The sequence below is a fragment of the Allobosea sp. TWI1241 genome (genome assembly GCF_039673065.1).
In the GTDB taxonomy this organism is placed as follows: Bacteria; Pseudomonadota; Alphaproteobacteria; order Rhizobiales; family Beijerinckiaceae; genus Allobosea.
The window spans coordinates 129,803-144,482 of the sequence record NZ_JBDJKW010000006.1 but is presented as its reverse complement, the minus strand read 5'-3'; the positions used below and the strand labels follow the sequence as shown (position 1 = coordinate 144,482).

Here is a 14,680-nt window from a genome sequence, read left to right as displayed (position 1 = left end):
CGCCGTCAGTATGTCAGGACGCGGCATTCGCCGTCCATCAGGTCGGTGATCATCTGCGTGGCGCTCATCATGCCGGCGCATTCCGGGATCAGCTCGTCGCGGGCCATGTCGAACAGGTCGAGATTGTTCGGGCAGGCCCAGAAGCGGGCGCCATGGCCGTGCGCGTCCTTGATGAAGTCGTAGACGCTGCGGCCGCTGCCGGCCTTGACCTCGAGCCCGGCGGCGACGCCGACCCGCAGCAGCCGGCCGGCAGTGGCGGTGCAGACCACGTCGACCGTGTAGCCCAGCGCGGCGGCGACGGAGGCGTGGTAGAACGGTGCGCCGAGCTCCTCGCCATTGCGGGGGTCGGTGTTCACCAGCACGATCAGCAGGCGTTCGGCGGCGCTCATGGCACGTCGCCCGCAGGCGCCGCGGCCTGTCGCGCCGCTTCAGCGACGACCGCGACGACATCGGCACGCTCCAGCCCGAGGAAGCGGGCGCCGGCTGTGTCGAGGAAGCGGGCGGCGGCCTCGCCCGCGGCCTCGGCCGGCAACTGGCGCAGATGCGCTTCCAAATCGGCGGCGAGGCGCGGCGGGGCGGCGAAATAGTCGCCGCTGATCACCGCCTGGTCGATGATCGCGCCGGCGCCATCGCGCAGCTTCAGCGTCACCTCGATCAGGCCGCCTGGTGTCTGCACCGCATGGCTGACGAGGCGGCCGGGCGCTGGAAAGGCGTCGTCATGGCCCTCGACGAAGGCGTCGCGGCCGATCTCGGTGTCATGGACCTCGCCGGCCAGCGCTTCCTCGGCCGCTGTGAGCGTGCCCCATTCCGGCACGAGGCCGAGCGCCTCGCCGACCGCCTCCGCCAGCGCCTCCTCGACCGTCCGCATGGCGGGTGCTGTGCCGAGCAGGCCCTTGAGGTCGCAGACGCGCTCGGCGAAGGCGTCGAGCCCGCGCTTGCCGAGCTTGCGGATCGGCAGGTTGAGAGCGCTCGTCATGAAGCCGATGTCGAGATCGACCAGCACCGTGCCCTGGAAGACCAGCACCTGCCCCTCGAAATAGCCGCCGGTGCCGGAAACCTTGCGTCCGCCGACCTCGATGTCGTTGCGCGGGCGATAGGTGGCGGCGATGCCGAAGCGCGACAGGCCGGCGGCGATCGCGCCGCACAGCCTGGCCGAGGTCTCGGCGAGCCCGTCCGGCACCAGCGTGCGCGACAGGATCAGCTCCCAGCCGAGCAGGCCCGGGCCCATAACGATGGCACCGCCGCCGGTCATGCGCCGGGCGGTGGCGACGTCGTTGGCGGCGCACCAGGCCAGGTCGACCTCGCGGGGAAGGATCTGGTGGCGCCCGACGATGGCGCTGCGGGGGAAATGCTGGAAGCGGAAGCTGTCGGGCGTGGTGCCGGCGCGGCGGCCGCGCGTCAGCGCCTCGGTGAGGCTGAGATTGGCGCGGGCGCTGCGAAGGCCGCTGTCGATGATGCGCAGGGTCTGGCTCATGATGTCCGTTCGAGGCCGGCGGGCGGCGGGGCGGATGACGGGAGGACGGTCACGGTGCCGCGCCCCGGGCGATCTGGCTGCGGATCGTGCGCAGATCATTGCCGTTGGGCTGGAAGGGATAGCTCGCAATGTTCGAGGGCGGGCTGTCGCCATAGGGCCGGTCGCAGGCCGAGACGTCCTCGCGCTCCTTGCCCGGGCAGCCGGAGGTACGGAAGGGGACGCCGGTGGCGATCACCGCCTGCAGCGCCGCTTCCTCCATGCCGAAATCGACCAGCGCGCCTTCCGCGTCGAAGCGGAGCGCGGCGAAGGGATGGTCGCGATACTCGATCAGGTAGCGCGCGAGCTGGAGCCTCCGCCAGCGGCCGCGCGGCGGGGCGGGCAGATGGTCCATCAGGCTGCCGCGCTCCGGGAAGAAGCAGAACAGATGCGAATGCCCGCCGAGCGCGTGCAACTGCCGGCAGATCTCCAGCACGTCGCGGTCGCTCTCGCCGAGGCCGACGATCAGGTGCATGCCGATGCGGCCGGGGCCGAAGATCGCCCGCGCCTCCTCGAAGACCGACCAGTATTTGCGCCAGCTGTGCGGGCTCTCGACGCCCTTGCCGCGGGTGCGCTCGAACAGGGACGGCGTACAGGCGTCGAGCGCCACGGTGAAGAGGTCGGCGCCGAGATCGTAGAGCGCCTGGACGTCGGCGCGGCCCATCGTGGTCGGGTTCGACAGGATCGAGACCGGCACCGCCGCGCGCGGGATGCGGGCCATCCAGCGTTCCAGCACGGTCACCGTATCCGCGTCCGAGTTCGGATGCGTGATCATCGAGATGCACATGCGGTGGAAGGGCGTTGCCGCGCCGGCATCGGCGACACGGGCGATGATCTCGTCGAGCGGTGCCGCCGGCCAATCCACCCGGATGAAATTCCGGTCGGCATAATTGGTCGCCGCCTCGCGATGGCGCGCCAGCCCGCAATAGGCGCAGTTGGCGCGGCAGCCTTCCGGATAGGTCAGCAGCAGGTTGAGGCAGCGCGTGCAGCCGCAGCGATGCAGCTTGCCCGGCACCAGTCCGAGCGTGATCGCGGCGGCGGTGGAGAGCTGGACATAGTCGGGCGAGCGCATCGCCGGGGTGCGGCGGTAGCGCGGGCGGTAGACGCCGTCCGGCTGCAGCGCCTCGCGCTTCACCGCCATGCCGTTGCGCGCCTCGGCCGGCACCGGCTCGGGCTTGCGCGGGATCAGCGCCGGGGCGCTTTCGGGCGGGACGCAACCCATCAGGCGGCCCTCGCGCAGGATTGCGTGCCGCAGCAGGCATGGGCGTGCTCGAAGGGCCGGCCGAGCGCGCGCGCCGCCTGGACCGCCTCGTCGGTGGGGTAGGCGACGCCGTCGAAGCCGGCGAGCACGGCGGCGACGTCGAGCGTCGGGCGCGCGGCGCCGTGTGGGCGGGCGCAGCCGAGCAGCAGCAGCCGGTCGTCCAGCGCCTGGCGCGCCTCGCCGAAGAAGCCGGCGGCCGTGACGGGGTCCACCACGCCGAAGCCCTGCATGGCGAAGGCCGGCATCAGCACGACGAGGATGGCGGCGCCGGTGCGATGGCGGGCGATGATCTCCAGCGCGCGTTCCTCGCCGCGCAGCCGGCCGAAATGCAGGCCGACGACGATATGCGGCACCACGGTCAGCCCCGCCGCGACGAGATGGCCGAGCGAGGCGTCGAAATCGGCGACCGGCCGGTCGAGATGGTAGACCTCGCGTACCGTGTCCTGGTCGCCGATGATGTCGAGCATGGCGACGTCGACGCCGGCCGCCTTCAGCGCGGCGGCCCGGCGCGCATCCACCAGGGCGGTGTGCAGCAGCACCTCCAGGCCGGGATGGTCGTCCTTGAGGCGGCGGATCGCCGGCAGGTAGCGGTCGAAGGGAACCTCGTTGCGGCGGCTGGAGCCGCCCGAGAGCAGGAAGCCCTTCAGTCCCTGGCGGGCGATCATGCCGCGCAGCGTCGCTTCGAAGGCCGCCGGGTCGCCGGTCGGGATCATCGGCTTGAGGATCTCGGCGCGGCAATGCTTGCAGTTGAGCGCGCAGGTGCCGCCGGTGATCGAGAAGGCGGGGAAGGCGCCGGACCGGCAGGCGCCGAGCTCGTCGCTGTCGAACTGGCGGAAGCTCGGGGTCGAGGCGCGAAACAGCCGCTCGCGATAGGGCAGGCCGATCGCGGCGAGACGGTCCGCCAGCACGTCCGGCAGGCCGACCTCCGCCGCGAGCGCCATTGCCGCCATCAGCCCGGAACCTCCTCGACCGTCATGCGCCGGCCCCAGACGTCGAAGAAATGCCCCTGGTTGATGGCGAGGCGGTCGTCGGCGACCTTCGCCTCCTGCTCGAGCAGGATGATGCGCGCCGCAGGATTGTCGAGCGGGCCGCCATGGCGATGGTCGCGCTTGACGAAGAAGACGGCGGCATCCCAGCGCATGCCGGAGCCGGCGAAGAGATTGGTGATCTCGCCCCAGTCGGTCTCGGTGCCGATGACGTGGAGGAAGGTCGAGCAGATCGGCTGGACGTCCTGCTTCTTGATCTTCACCAGGATGATGAAGGCGGTGAAGCCGCGCGCGTCGCCGGCGGAGTATTCCTCGGCGAGCCAGCGGTCGAAATCGGTGAGGGCGGTGTCGCTCATCGTCTCAGAAATCCACGACCGGGGTCTGGGCCCGGTAGACGTCGTAGAGGGCGAGGAAGGGCTTGCCGGTATGGGTCTCGTACCAGCGCTCGAAGCTCGCCAGCGCGCCGAGCACGGCGGCATGGTCGGGCTCTGCCTCGCAGTTCAGCAGCGTGTCGACCGCGTCGGCCACCGGCCGGAACCGGTCCATGATCACGCCATGCGCCTCGCTGGCGCGGCTCAGGCCGAACTCGGCCTCGATCACCCGGTCGCCGGCGGCGAGCGCGGCGGCATCGTCCTCCGCGCCCTCGACCGCGGCGGCGAGGCAGCGCATCAGGTGCAGGCGGCGATTGGCGAAGACGCGCTCGCGCTCGACCTGCGCCAGCCGCTCGCCGAACTCGCGGCGCAGCTCCGCCTCGGCGCGATCGCCGGCCGCTGCGTCGTCCGCCAGACGGGAGAGGAAGGTCTCAGCCAATGCCGGCACGGGCCGCTCCTCCGGGAAGTGGCGGAAGAGAATGGGAGTCGAACCCACCTGAGACCGTCTCGCGGCCCCAACCGGATTTGAAGTCCGGCCGCCCCACCAGGGACGCTTCTCTTCCAGAACCATCGACGTCCTGCGTCTTCGCATGCTCGGACGCGACTGCAAAGAGGTCGCGGCGGTGCGGATTGACCCGACGCTGGTCGCCCCGGCGGATGGTGACGCCGTGGCGGTCGAAGAATTCGAGAATCTGGATGGCGACCTTGCGGCCGACCGTGCCCCCGCCGGCCGCCTCGACCGCATCGCGATAGAGCGCAGCGTTGAACCAGCCATTGGCGGCGAGCTCGACCGCGCAGGCAATGTCGACCGCTTCCGCCACCGTGCGGCGCAGGAAGAAATGGTCATGCGCGACCTCGTCGATCTCGCCGGCGCGGCCGAGCCGCTTGAACAGCCGGCGGATGTCGCCCTCGTCCTCGCCGGTCAGCCGGGCGATGTCGCGCACGCGCGGCGGGCGGAAGCGCTCGCCGCCGGAGATGTGGCGGCCGAGCTCGAACCAGAGGTTCTCCTCCTCCAGCGAGATCGCGACCTGATGGCTGGCGAGCCGGACCCAGTTGCCGTCGATCACCAGCCAGCCGGCGCCGACGAAGCCGCGCAGGATGGCGCGAAAGACCGGGGCCGGCACGCGCGGCGCCGTCTGCAGGCGCAGCCGCTCCAGCCCGGTGCCGGTGAGGTCGGGGTTCTCGGCATGGAAGGCGGCCAGCGCGGCGCGCACGGCCTCCTCGATGGCGCCGAGCCGGTCCTGCGCCAGGCCGAGCACGGCGCGGCCCTCGGCGAAGACCACGGCGCCGGCCTGCGCCGCGAGTGCGGTGGTGGCGGCCGTATCGAGGCCGCGATCGCGCCCGAAGGCGGCGAGATCGACGGTGCCGCTGGTCGCCGCCAGCAGGGCGGCGAGCGCCGCGGCGGGGTCGGTGCGGCCGGCGGCGTCCAGCGCCGCCAGCCGCTCCGGCGTGCGGCGCTTGCGGTCGGGCGCGCGTAGATCGAGCAGGACGCCGCCGCCGAGCGTGTGGCTGGCCGAGACGTCGCGCAGCACGAAGCGGTCGAGCGCGCGCGCCGCGATCGGCTTCTCCAGCACGAGCTGGATCAGCGCCTCCTCGCCGGGCTGGGGCTGGCCCTCGCCGAGCAGGACGATGCGGGCGCCGATCTCGGCGGTGGCGTGGTGGAAGCGGGCCGGCATCCATTGCTGCAGGCCCTTGACCGCGCCGGGCGCGACCTTGATGCGGGCGTCGATGCGCTGGGTCGGGGCGTGGCCGGCCGGGGCGACCACCATGTCGCCGCGATGGATCGCGCCTTTCTCGATCTGCGGCCCGGCGAGGTTGAGCGCACAGCGATCGCCCGCCCGCCCACGCTCGGCTTTGCGGTTCTGGGCGTGGATGGCGCGCACGCGCGCGGTCAGCCCCGACGGCGACAACACCACCTCGTCGCCGACCGCGACGGCTCCGTCGAGCACCATGCCGGTGACGACGACGCCGGCACCCTGCAGGGTGAAGCTGCGATCGACCGAAAGCCGGAACAGGCGGCCGTCATCGCGGGCCCGCAGCCGCGCGGCTTCCGCGTCGAGCGCGGCCTTCAGGGCGTCGATGCCGTCGCCGGTCAGGCTGGAGACCGGCAGGATCGGGGTGCCGGCCAGACGGGTGCCGGCAAGCCAGTTGGCGATCTCGGTCTCGGCCTCGGCGAGCCGTCCGGGCGCGACCGCGTCGATCTTGGTCAGCGCCACCAGCGCCCGGTCGAGCCCGAGCAGCTCGACGATCTCGAGATGCTCGCGCGTCTGCGGCATCACCCCGTCATCGGCGGCGATCACCAGCAGGACGAGGTCGAGCGCCTGTGCGCCCGCCAGCATGGTGTGGACGAAGCGCTCATGGCCCGGCACGTCGACGAAGCCGGTGACCTGCCCGTCCGGCCGCGGCCAGTAGGCGAAGCCGAGCTCGATGGTGATCCCGCGCTGCTTCTCCTCTTTCAGCCGGTCGGCGTCGACGCCGGTCAGCGCCTTCACCAGCGAGGTCTTGCCGTGATCGATATGGCCCGCGGTGCCGACGATCATGACGGCGCGTCCACGGCGATGCGCGAGGCCAGCGCCTCCGCCTTGTCGAAATCGCCAGGGGCGAGGCTCTGCTTCACCGCCTCGAAGAAGGTGTTGGCGAGCTGCGAGCCGCGCTGGCGCGCCATGATCAGCAACACCATGGCGCGCACCGGATCGCGGTCGACCCCCTGGCCGAGATGGTTGGCGGCACCGAGCATCGCCATGGCGTCGGCATCGCCGGCGGCGACGCCGCGCGACCACCAGGCCACGGCCTCCTGCGGGTCGCGCTCCACGCCGAGCGCATTGTGGAAGAACATGCCCATCCGCGTCATGGCGCTGGCGATGCCGGCCTCGGCCGCCGCTTCCGCCCATTGCCGGGCCTCGAGCGCGTGGGCATAGGCGTCCTCGCGCTCCAGCAGCATCCAGGACAGCATGTCCTGCGCCTGCGCGTCGCCAGTGCGGGCGGCCTTGCGATACCAGTCGAGCGCCTGCGCGTCGTCCTGCGCGACGCCCTGGCCCTGGAGATAGGCGGCGGCGAGGTTGCGCTGTCCGGCCGGATCGCCGCCCTCGGCCGCCAGCGTCAGCCAGCGCACGGCGAGTTCATGGTCGGCGACGACGCCGAGCCCGCCCATGAAGCAGGCCCCGACATTGTTGGCGGCGCGCGCCACGCCCTGATGCGCCAGCGGCCCCCAGATCGCCAGAGCGGCGTCGTAGTCGCCGCCCTGCGCCAGGGCCTTCGCCTCGGCGAGCTGGTCCTCGACATTCGCCTCCGGGGCGGGGGCGCTCGGCGCGGCGGGGGCTCCGGCGGAGCGGCGGCGCAGCAGGGACAGGATCATGCGGCCCCTCCCGTCAGCGCCGGCAGCTGGGCGCGGAAATCGTCCTCCTCGGTGAGGCAGCGCAGGTCGAGCAGAACGGCGTCGTCCTTGATCCGGCCGATCACCGGCACGGGCAGGGCGCGCAGCGCGGCCGAGAGCCGCTCCAGCGCCTCGCCCTTGTGGCGGCCGGCCGGGACCGCGGCGAGCGCGGCGCTCGGCAGCGTGTCGACCGGCATGGCGCCCGAGCCGATCTGGCTGGCGCAGTCGCGCAATTCGGCCGTGAATCCCTCCGGCAGCGCCTCCCGCCAGGCCGGCAGCAGCCGCGCCGCCTGGGCGCGGATGTCGTCCTGCGTCCGGCTGAAGGCGCGCAGCGTCGGCAGGCGCTCGGCCAGCCGGTCGGGATCGCGATAGAGCTTCAAGGTCGCCTCCAGCGCGGCGAGGCGGATCTTGTCGAGCCGCAGCGTGCGCTTGAGATGGTTTCTGGCGCAGGCGCGCACCAGCTCCTTGCGGCCTACGATGAAGCCGCATTGCGGGCCGCCGAGCAGCTTGTCGCCGGAGAAGGTGACGAGATCGCCGCCGGCCTTGAGCGCGTCCTGCACCGTGCGCTCGCGCTTCAGCCCCCAGCGGCCGAGATCGACCAGCGTGCCGGAGCCGAGATCGTCGATGAAGGGCAGGCCCTTGGCCTGCGCCAGAGTCGCCAGCTTCGTCGGGTCGACCTCGGCGGTGAAGCCCTGGATGGCGTAGTTCGAGGCATGCGCCTTGAGGATGACGCCGGTCTCCTCCGAGATCGCCTCCTCGAAATCGCGCAGATGGGTGCGGTTGGTGGTGCCGACCTCGTGCAGGCGGGTGCCGGCGCGCTTCATGATCTCCGGCAGGCGGAAGGCGCCGCCGATCTCGATGAGCTCGCCGCGCGAGACGATGGCCTCGCGGCCCGCCGCATGTGTGGCGAGCACCAGCAGCACCGCGGCGGCGTTGTTGTTGACGAGGCAGGCGTCCTCCGCCCCGGTGAGCTCGCGCACCAGGCCGCGGACATGGTCGTCGCGCTCGCCGCGGGCGCCGCCGTCGAGCGCGAATTCCAGCGTTGTCGGATGGCGCATCGCGGTCACCACCGCCTGCACCGCTTCCTCCGGCATCACGGCACGGCCGAGATTGGTGTGCAGCACCGTGCCGGTGAGGTTGAAGACGCGGCGCTGCGAGGGTGCATCGGCGCGCGCGAGCGCGGCCTGCGCCTGCCGGGCGACGGCCTCGGCCTCCGGTGCCGCGCCGCCTTGGGCGACCCTCTCCCGCCAGCCGGCGAGCGCCGCGCGTATGGCTGCGGTCACCGCGGCCTGGCCGTGGGCGGCCAGCGCGACGCGGCCGGTCTCGCTCTGGAGGACGCGGTCGACCGAGGGCAGGCGCGGGCGGATGTCGGCTTGGGGAGCGTGCATGGCGCGCTCCCGTCAGAAACCGGCGAGGAAGACGTTGAATCCGGAGCGCCGATGGCCCTTGTCGCGCACGAGCAGGTCGAGGCCTGCGCTCGCCACATCGTCGGCGACAGCGTCGAGCGCCGCGTCGTGGACGTTGTAGAGGATCTTGAGATAGGTGCCGCACTCGTCGCAGCACTCGGCCTTCAGCGTGTCGGCGGTGCCCTCGACATGGGCGTAGTGGATGCCCTTGGTCGAGGAGCAGGCGACGCATTTGATCCGCACGACGTGCCAGGCGGTGGCGCAGCTGGCGCAGGTGGCGAAGCGCGTCGATTCCGAGCCCTGCCAGGCGACCACGGAGGAGGAGACCGGCGGGCCGCCGCAGGCCGGGCAGGCGCCGTCGGAGACCGGGGTCAGCCGCTCGCCCGGCAACTGCGCCGCCAGACGGGCGAAGTGCACCTGGAGCGCCGCAGCGACGAAGACGTGCTCGGCCATTTCGTTGGCCGGCAGGGAATCCGCCAGGACATTGGCGATCATTGCCCGCTTCTCCTCGGCGGGGGCGGCGATGACGCCGTCACGCGCGGCCTGGGCGCTGTCGGGCATGGCGATGCCGCGCGCGGCGTCGAGCAGCCTGTCGAGCGTGGTCATCACCGTGTCGTCGATCGCGACCTCGGAACGGGCGATCGGCGCCATGCCATGGGTTATGGCGCGCTCGACCAGCGCGGCGTCCGGCAGCACGGCCGGCGGCAATCCGGGCAGGATGGCGGCCTGGGCGTCGGCGAGATCGGCGAGGAAGCCGAGATAGCCCGCGAGCTGATGGTCCGGCGACAGGGCGCGGAAGCGCTCGGCGCGCCGGGCGAACAGCGTCGCCGGTTCGGGCACGACGGCGAGTGGCGGCTTGGCCGCGGTGCCGATATGCACCGGCTGGAACTGGGGGGCGGTCGGCTGGGACACGGCACGAACCTCACGGGTCACGTTCAAAAAAGGGACGGAGCGGCACGCGCGCGCGCCGCTCCGTCTGTCTCGGGGCAGGTCACTCCGCCGGCTGGGCCGGCCGGGGCGCCTCTGGCTTCCTGGCTTCCTGGCGCAGCCATTTGCGGTGGTGCCGGTAGGCCCAGCCCGCCGTTACCGAACCCTGCGTCATCGCCCGGATGGTGCCGCGCACCCAGATCGCCGCATAGACGTGGACGATCCAGATGGTGATGGCGCCGACCGCGGCGACGGCGTGGATCAGCACGGCCCAGCGCTTCTGGTCGATCGTGGTGAACTGGTAGAAATACTTATCCCAGATCACGATGCCCGAGGTGATCAGCGCGATGATCGAGAGCGACATGCCCCAGAAGACCAGCTTCTGCCCGGCATTGTACTTGCCGACCTCGGGCAGCTTCTCCTCGTCGCCCTTGGCCACGGCGTCGATGTTCTTCATCCAGGCCGTGTCGTCACGGTTCCACAGGTTTAGCTTCCAGAAGCGGAGGAAGAGCCCCATGAAGGAGAAGAACAGCAGCACGCCGAGCCAGGGATGGATTTCGCGGGTCAGCGCCCCGCCGCCGAACAGGCCGGTGAGCCAGAACAGAGACGGGGTGAAGAGCGAGAGCCCGCTGATCGCCAGCAGGATCAGCGTCACCGCCGTGATCCAGTGGTTGAGGCGCGCGCCGCCCGAATAACGCGAGACGGCGTGCTTCTCGACCTGGGCCTCGGACGGGTGATTCATGGACGGGTGGCTCATGCCTTGCCCTCCTTGATCTTCTCGCCCTCGACCTCGTCATGCTCGGTGACGCGGTTGGCGCCGACCACCGTATGGTGGATGAGGCCGACGGCAGCGGCAAGACCCATGACGGCGAGGCCGGCATATTTGGTCATGCCCTTCCAGACCTCGACGACCGGGGAGATCCGGGCGTCCTTCGGCAGGCCGGCATAGAGCTGGGGCTGGTCGTTGTGGTGCAGCACGTACATGACGTGCGTGCCGCCCACGCCCGGCGGATCGTAGAGCCCGGCATTCTGGTAGCCGCGCGACTTGAGATCCGTGATCCGGCTGGCCGCCAGCTGCTTCATCTGCGTCTCGGTGCCGAAGGAGATCGCCTTGGTCGGGCAGGCCTTGGCACAGGCAGGCCCCTGGCCGACCGCGACGCGGTCGACGCAGAGCGTGCACTTGTAGGCCTTCTCGGTGGCCTTCGAGATGCGCGGGATGTTGAACGGACATCCCTTGATGCAGTAGCCGCAGCCGATGCAGTGGTCCTTCTGGAAGTCGACGATTCCGTTGGTGTACTGAACGATCGCGCCGGGGGCCGGGCAGGCCTTGAGGCAGCCCGGATCGGCACAATGCATGCAGCCATCCTTGCGGATCAGCCATTCCAGGCGCCCGGTCTGGGGATTGTCCCATTCCGTGAAGCGCATCAGCGTCCAAGAGTTCTCCGTCAGATCGTGCGGATTGTCGTAGACGCCGACATTGATGCCGACCGGCTCGCGCAGGTCGTTCCACTCCAGGCAGGCCGACTGGCAGGCCTTGCAGCCGATGCATTTCGAGACATCGATCAGCTTGACCAGCTGGAAGTCGTCCTGTGGCGCGAGCGCCCCGGTGATGCCGCCACGCGTCGCGGACTGGCGGGCGATTTCGAGAACAGCGTTAGCCATCGTGTCGCCCTCCCTTACGAGACTGCCGGGCCGGCATCGGGCCGGATATCGACGAGGAACGCCTTGTATTCCGGCGTTTCGATGTTCGCGTCACCGACGAAGGGGGTCAGCGTGTTCGCGCCGAAACCCTTCTTGGCCGCGCCCATGAAGCCCCAGTGGATCGGGATGCCGACGATATGGACGGTCTTGCCGTCACAGATCAGCGGCTTGATCCGCTTGGTCACCACGGCCTTGGCCTTGACGTAGCCGCGTGCGGAATCGACCCGCACCCAGCCGCCCTTCTGGATGCCGCGCTCCTTGGCGAGCTCCTCCGAGATCTCGACGAAGAACTCGGGCTGCAGCATCGCATTCACCCGGTTGTGCTTCGTCCAGTAGTGGAAGTGCTCGGTCAGGCGGTAGGTCACAGCGGCGAACGGGAACTCGGACGAGGTCCCGAACTGCTCCATGTCGCCCTTGAAGACGCGCGCCGCCGGGTTACCCCTGATCTTGGGGGCGACGACGTTGGCGACCGGGCTCTCGAACGGCTCGTAGTGAACCGGGAAGGGCCCGTCCTTCATCATGCGGCGGACGAAGAGGCGACCCACGCCCTCATCCGTCATGATGAAGGGCATCACCGTCTCGGGCTTGGCCGTCGGGGCGATGTCCGGAATGTCCGGACCCGACCATTTGGCGCCGTCCCAGGCGATGAGCGCCCGCTTCGGATCCCAGGGCTTGCCCGACAGGTCGGCATTGGCGCGGTTGTAGAGCACGCGCCGGTTCGCCGGCCAGGCGAAGGACCAGTTCTGGTGGATGCCGAGGCCCGACGGGTCCTTGTTGTCCCGGCGCGCCATCATGTTGCCGGCCTCGGTCCAGCACCCGGCATAGATCCAGTTGGCGCAGGCCGTGGTGCCGTCGTCGCGCAGAACGCCGAAGGTGGCGACCTGCTTGCCCTTCTCGAGCAGCTTCTTGCTCGGATCGGCCGGGTCCAGCACGTCCTCGAGCACGTAGCCGTTGAGCTCGCGCGCGAGTTCAGCCGCAGTCGGCTCCTCCTTGTCCTTGTAGTTCCAGGCGAGGTTGAGGATGCCGTCCGGATAGACGCCGCCCTCCTTCTCGTAGAGCGCGCGCAGGCGACGATGGATCTGGGCCATGATCCAGATGTCGGGGCGCGCCTCGCCGGGCGCGTCGCCGCCGGCCCAGTGCCACTGCAGCCAGCGGCCCGAGTTGACGGTGGCGCCCTCGTCCTCGGCGAAGGAGGTCGTCGGCAGTTCGATGACCTCTGTCTGGATCTTGGCCGGATCGGAGGGGTTGAACTCGCCGTGGTTCTCCCAGAAGCGAGCCGTCTCCGTCTGGAGCGGATCCATGACGACGAGGAAGTTCAGCTTGCCGAGCGCCGCCTTGATCTTGTTCTTGTTCGGGAACGAGAGCAGCGGGTTGAAGCCCTGGCAGAAATAGCCGTTCATCTGACCCTGATGCATCATGTCGAATGCACGCAAGATGTCGTAGGACGGCACGTCCAGCTTCGGCAGGTAGTTGAAGCCCCACTCGTTGTCGGCGCGGGCGGCGTCTCCCCACATCATCTTCTGGAAGGAGACGAAGAACTTCCGGTAGTTCTGCCAGTAGCTCATCTGCCCGGGCCGCGTCGGCTTGAAGCCGCGCGTCGACATGTAGGTGTCGAGCGTGGTCTCGCGCTCGTTGGCCAGCGTCAGATAGCCGGGGATCAGGTTCGACATCAGGCCGATATCGGTCAGACCCTGGATATTCGAGTGGCCGCGCAGCGCGTTCATGCCGCCGCCGGCGACGCCGATGTTGCCGAGGATCAGCTGAAGCATCGCCATGCAGCGGATGTTCTGCGAACCCTTGGAGTGCTGGGTCCAGCCCAGCGCGTACATCGAGGTCATCGCCTTGTCGGGCGCCGCGGTCTCCGAGATCATCTTGGCGACCGTCAGGAACGCGTCCTTCGGGGTGCCGCAGATGCGCTCGACGAGCTCCGGCGTATACTGGGCGACATGGGCCTTGAGGAGGTTCCAGACGCAGCGCGGATGCTGCAGCGTCATGTCGACCTTCACGAAGCCCTGTTCGTCGTACTCGTAGTCCCAGCTCGACCGGTCATAGTCGCGCTTGGCCTCGTCATAGCCGGTGAACAGGCCGTCCTGATAGCCGAAGCCCTCCTTCACGATGAAGGCGGCCGAGGTGAAGTTCTTGGCGTACTCCCACTGAACCTTGTCGTTCTTGATCAGGTAGTTGATCACCCCCAGCAGGAACGCGATGTCGGTGCCCTGACGGATCGGAGCGTAGTAATCCGCCACGGCGGCCGAGCGCGTGTACCGCGGATCGACGACGATCAGCTTGGCGCCACGGTTGGCCTTGGCCTCGGTCACCCATTTGAAGCCGCAGGGATGCGCTTCGGCGGCATTGCCGCCCATGATGATGACCAGGTCGGTGTTGTTGATGTCGGTCCAGGAGTTCGTCATGGCTCCACGGCCAAACGTCGGGGCGAGACTCGCCACCGTCGGGCCGTGTCAGACGCGCGCCTGGTTGTCGAACACCAGCATGCCGGACGAGCGCACGACCTTGTAGGTGCACCAGGCCGTTTCGTTCGTCGTCGCCGACGCGGCCAGGAAGCCGGTCGAGGTCCAGCGGTTGACGGTCGTGCCGTCCTTGTTCCGCTCGATGAAGTTCTTGTCGCGATCGTCCTTCATCAGGCGCGCGATCCGGTCGAGCGCCTGATCCCAGGAGATCCGCTCCCATTTGTCGGAGCCGGGCTTGCGCATCTGCGGATAGAGCGAGCGCGTCTCGGACTTCACGGTGTCGAGCAGCGCCGAACCCTTGGGGCAGAGCGTGCCGCGATTGGTCGGATGGTCGGGATCGCCCTCGATATGGACGATCTCGCCGCGCTTGCCGGCAGCCTTGTCGGCCCCCTTGGAATACAGGATGATTCCGCAGGCGACGGAACAATAGGTGCAGATGTTGCGGGTCTCGACCGTCTCGGCCAGCTTGAACGGGCGAACCGAGGCCGCCAGGGCCTCCGCCGCTCCGTCGAAGCCGAAGGCCCCGATCGCCGTGCCCGCAAGACCGGCGCCGGCAGTTCCGAGGAACTGTCTACGCGAGATCTCTCTCAGCATGGGTTTGCGCTCCTTGGTTTGGCGAGGCAGGAAATCCCTGAATTTCCCTCACATTAGAATTTGCCCAATTTGTAAACGCACGT

At 69.7% G+C, this 14,680-nt stretch carries 12 protein-coding genes, 1 tRNA gene and 1 pseudogene; all 14 read right to left on the bottom strand.

Annotated elements, in window-relative coordinates; genetic code table 11:
* Window positions 1-5: 5 nt before the first annotated feature.
* The 14 genes and pseudogenes from ABE438_RS10215 to fdnG all read right to left on the bottom strand — a co-directional run bounded on the left by ABE438_RS10215 (window position 6) and on the right by fdnG (window position 14,597).
* On the bottom strand, window positions 6-389 hold the full coding sequence (locus tag ABE438_RS10215; protein WP_346502502.1) for a DsrE family protein: 384 nt from the start codon (window positions 387-389) through the stop codon (window positions 6-8).
* Window positions 386-1,474, bottom strand: coding sequence for a lipoyl protein ligase domain-containing protein (locus ABE438_RS10210; RefSeq protein ID WP_346502501.1), 1,089 nt, complete (start codon window positions 1,472-1,474; stop codon window positions 386-388). The genes ABE438_RS10215 and ABE438_RS10210 overlap by 4 nt, the downstream gene beginning before the upstream one ends.
* A 49-nt stretch (window positions 1,475-1,523) precedes the next feature.
* Window positions 1,524-2,732: a radical SAM protein gene (locus ABE438_RS10205; RefSeq protein WP_346502500.1), complete on the bottom strand. Its 1,209-nt coding sequence runs from the start codon at window positions 2,730-2,732 to the stop codon at window positions 1,524-1,526.
* Window positions 2,732-3,721, bottom strand: coding sequence for a radical SAM protein (locus ABE438_RS10200; protein ID WP_346502499.1), 990 nt, complete (start codon window positions 3,719-3,721; stop codon window positions 2,732-2,734). Before ABE438_RS10200 ends, ABE438_RS10205 begins: the two co-directional genes overlap by 1 nt.
* The gene (locus ABE438_RS10195; protein WP_346502498.1) at window positions 3,721-4,113 is read right to left on the bottom strand and encodes a hypothetical protein; all 393 of its coding nucleotides are present in this window, start codon (window positions 4,111-4,113) and stop codon (window positions 3,721-3,723) included. Before ABE438_RS10195 ends, ABE438_RS10200 begins: the two co-directional genes overlap by 1 nt.
* Before the next feature lie 4 nt (window positions 4,114-4,117).
* Window positions 4,118-4,576: a hypothetical protein gene (locus ABE438_RS10190; protein WP_346502497.1), complete on the bottom strand. Its 459-nt coding sequence runs from the start codon at window positions 4,574-4,576 to the stop codon at window positions 4,118-4,120.
* A 19-nt stretch (window positions 4,577-4,595) separates the two neighbouring features.
* Window positions 4,596-4,691: transfer RNA gene (locus ABE438_RS10185), tRNA-Sec, on the bottom strand.
* Between the two features lie 129 nt (window positions 4,692-4,820).
* Window positions 4,821-6,668: pseudogene (selB, locus tag ABE438_RS10180) on the bottom strand (selenocysteine-specific translation elongation factor); the annotation flags it as partial.
* On the bottom strand, window positions 6,665-7,483 hold the full coding sequence (locus tag ABE438_RS10175) for a tetratricopeptide repeat protein (protein ID WP_346502496.1): 819 nt from the start codon (window positions 7,481-7,483) through the stop codon (window positions 6,665-6,667). The gene ABE438_RS10175 and the pseudogene selB, both read right to left, overlap by 4 nt.
* Entirely contained in the window at window positions 7,480-8,889 is a 1,410-nt protein-coding gene (selA, locus tag ABE438_RS10170) for an L-seryl-tRNA(Sec) selenium transferase (protein ID WP_346502495.1), read from the bottom strand. Before selA ends, ABE438_RS10175 begins: the two co-directional genes overlap by 4 nt.
* Before the next feature lie 12 nt (window positions 8,890-8,901).
* Complete coding sequence (fdhE, locus tag ABE438_RS10165; protein ID WP_346502494.1) at window positions 8,902-9,819, bottom strand: formate dehydrogenase accessory protein FdhE; 918 nt, start codon at window positions 9,817-9,819, stop codon at window positions 8,902-8,904.
* A gap of 79 nt (window positions 9,820-9,898) precedes the next feature.
* Window positions 9,899-10,591 carry a formate dehydrogenase subunit gamma gene (locus ABE438_RS10160; protein WP_346502493.1) on the bottom strand — a complete coding sequence of 231 codons (693 nt, stop codon included), beginning with the start codon at window positions 10,589-10,591 and terminating at the stop codon, window positions 9,899-9,901.
* The gene (gene fdxH, locus ABE438_RS10155; protein ID WP_346502492.1) at window positions 10,588-11,496 is read right to left on the bottom strand and encodes a formate dehydrogenase subunit beta; all 909 of its coding nucleotides are present in this window, start codon (window positions 11,494-11,496) and stop codon (window positions 10,588-10,590) included. Before fdxH ends, ABE438_RS10160 begins: the two co-directional genes overlap by 4 nt.
* Before the next feature lie 14 nt (window positions 11,497-11,510).
* Entirely contained in the window at window positions 11,511-14,597 is a 3,087-nt protein-coding gene (gene fdnG / locus ABE438_RS10150) for a formate dehydrogenase-N subunit alpha (protein ID WP_346502491.1), read from the bottom strand.
* Between the last annotated feature and the right edge of the window lie 83 nt (window positions 14,598-14,680).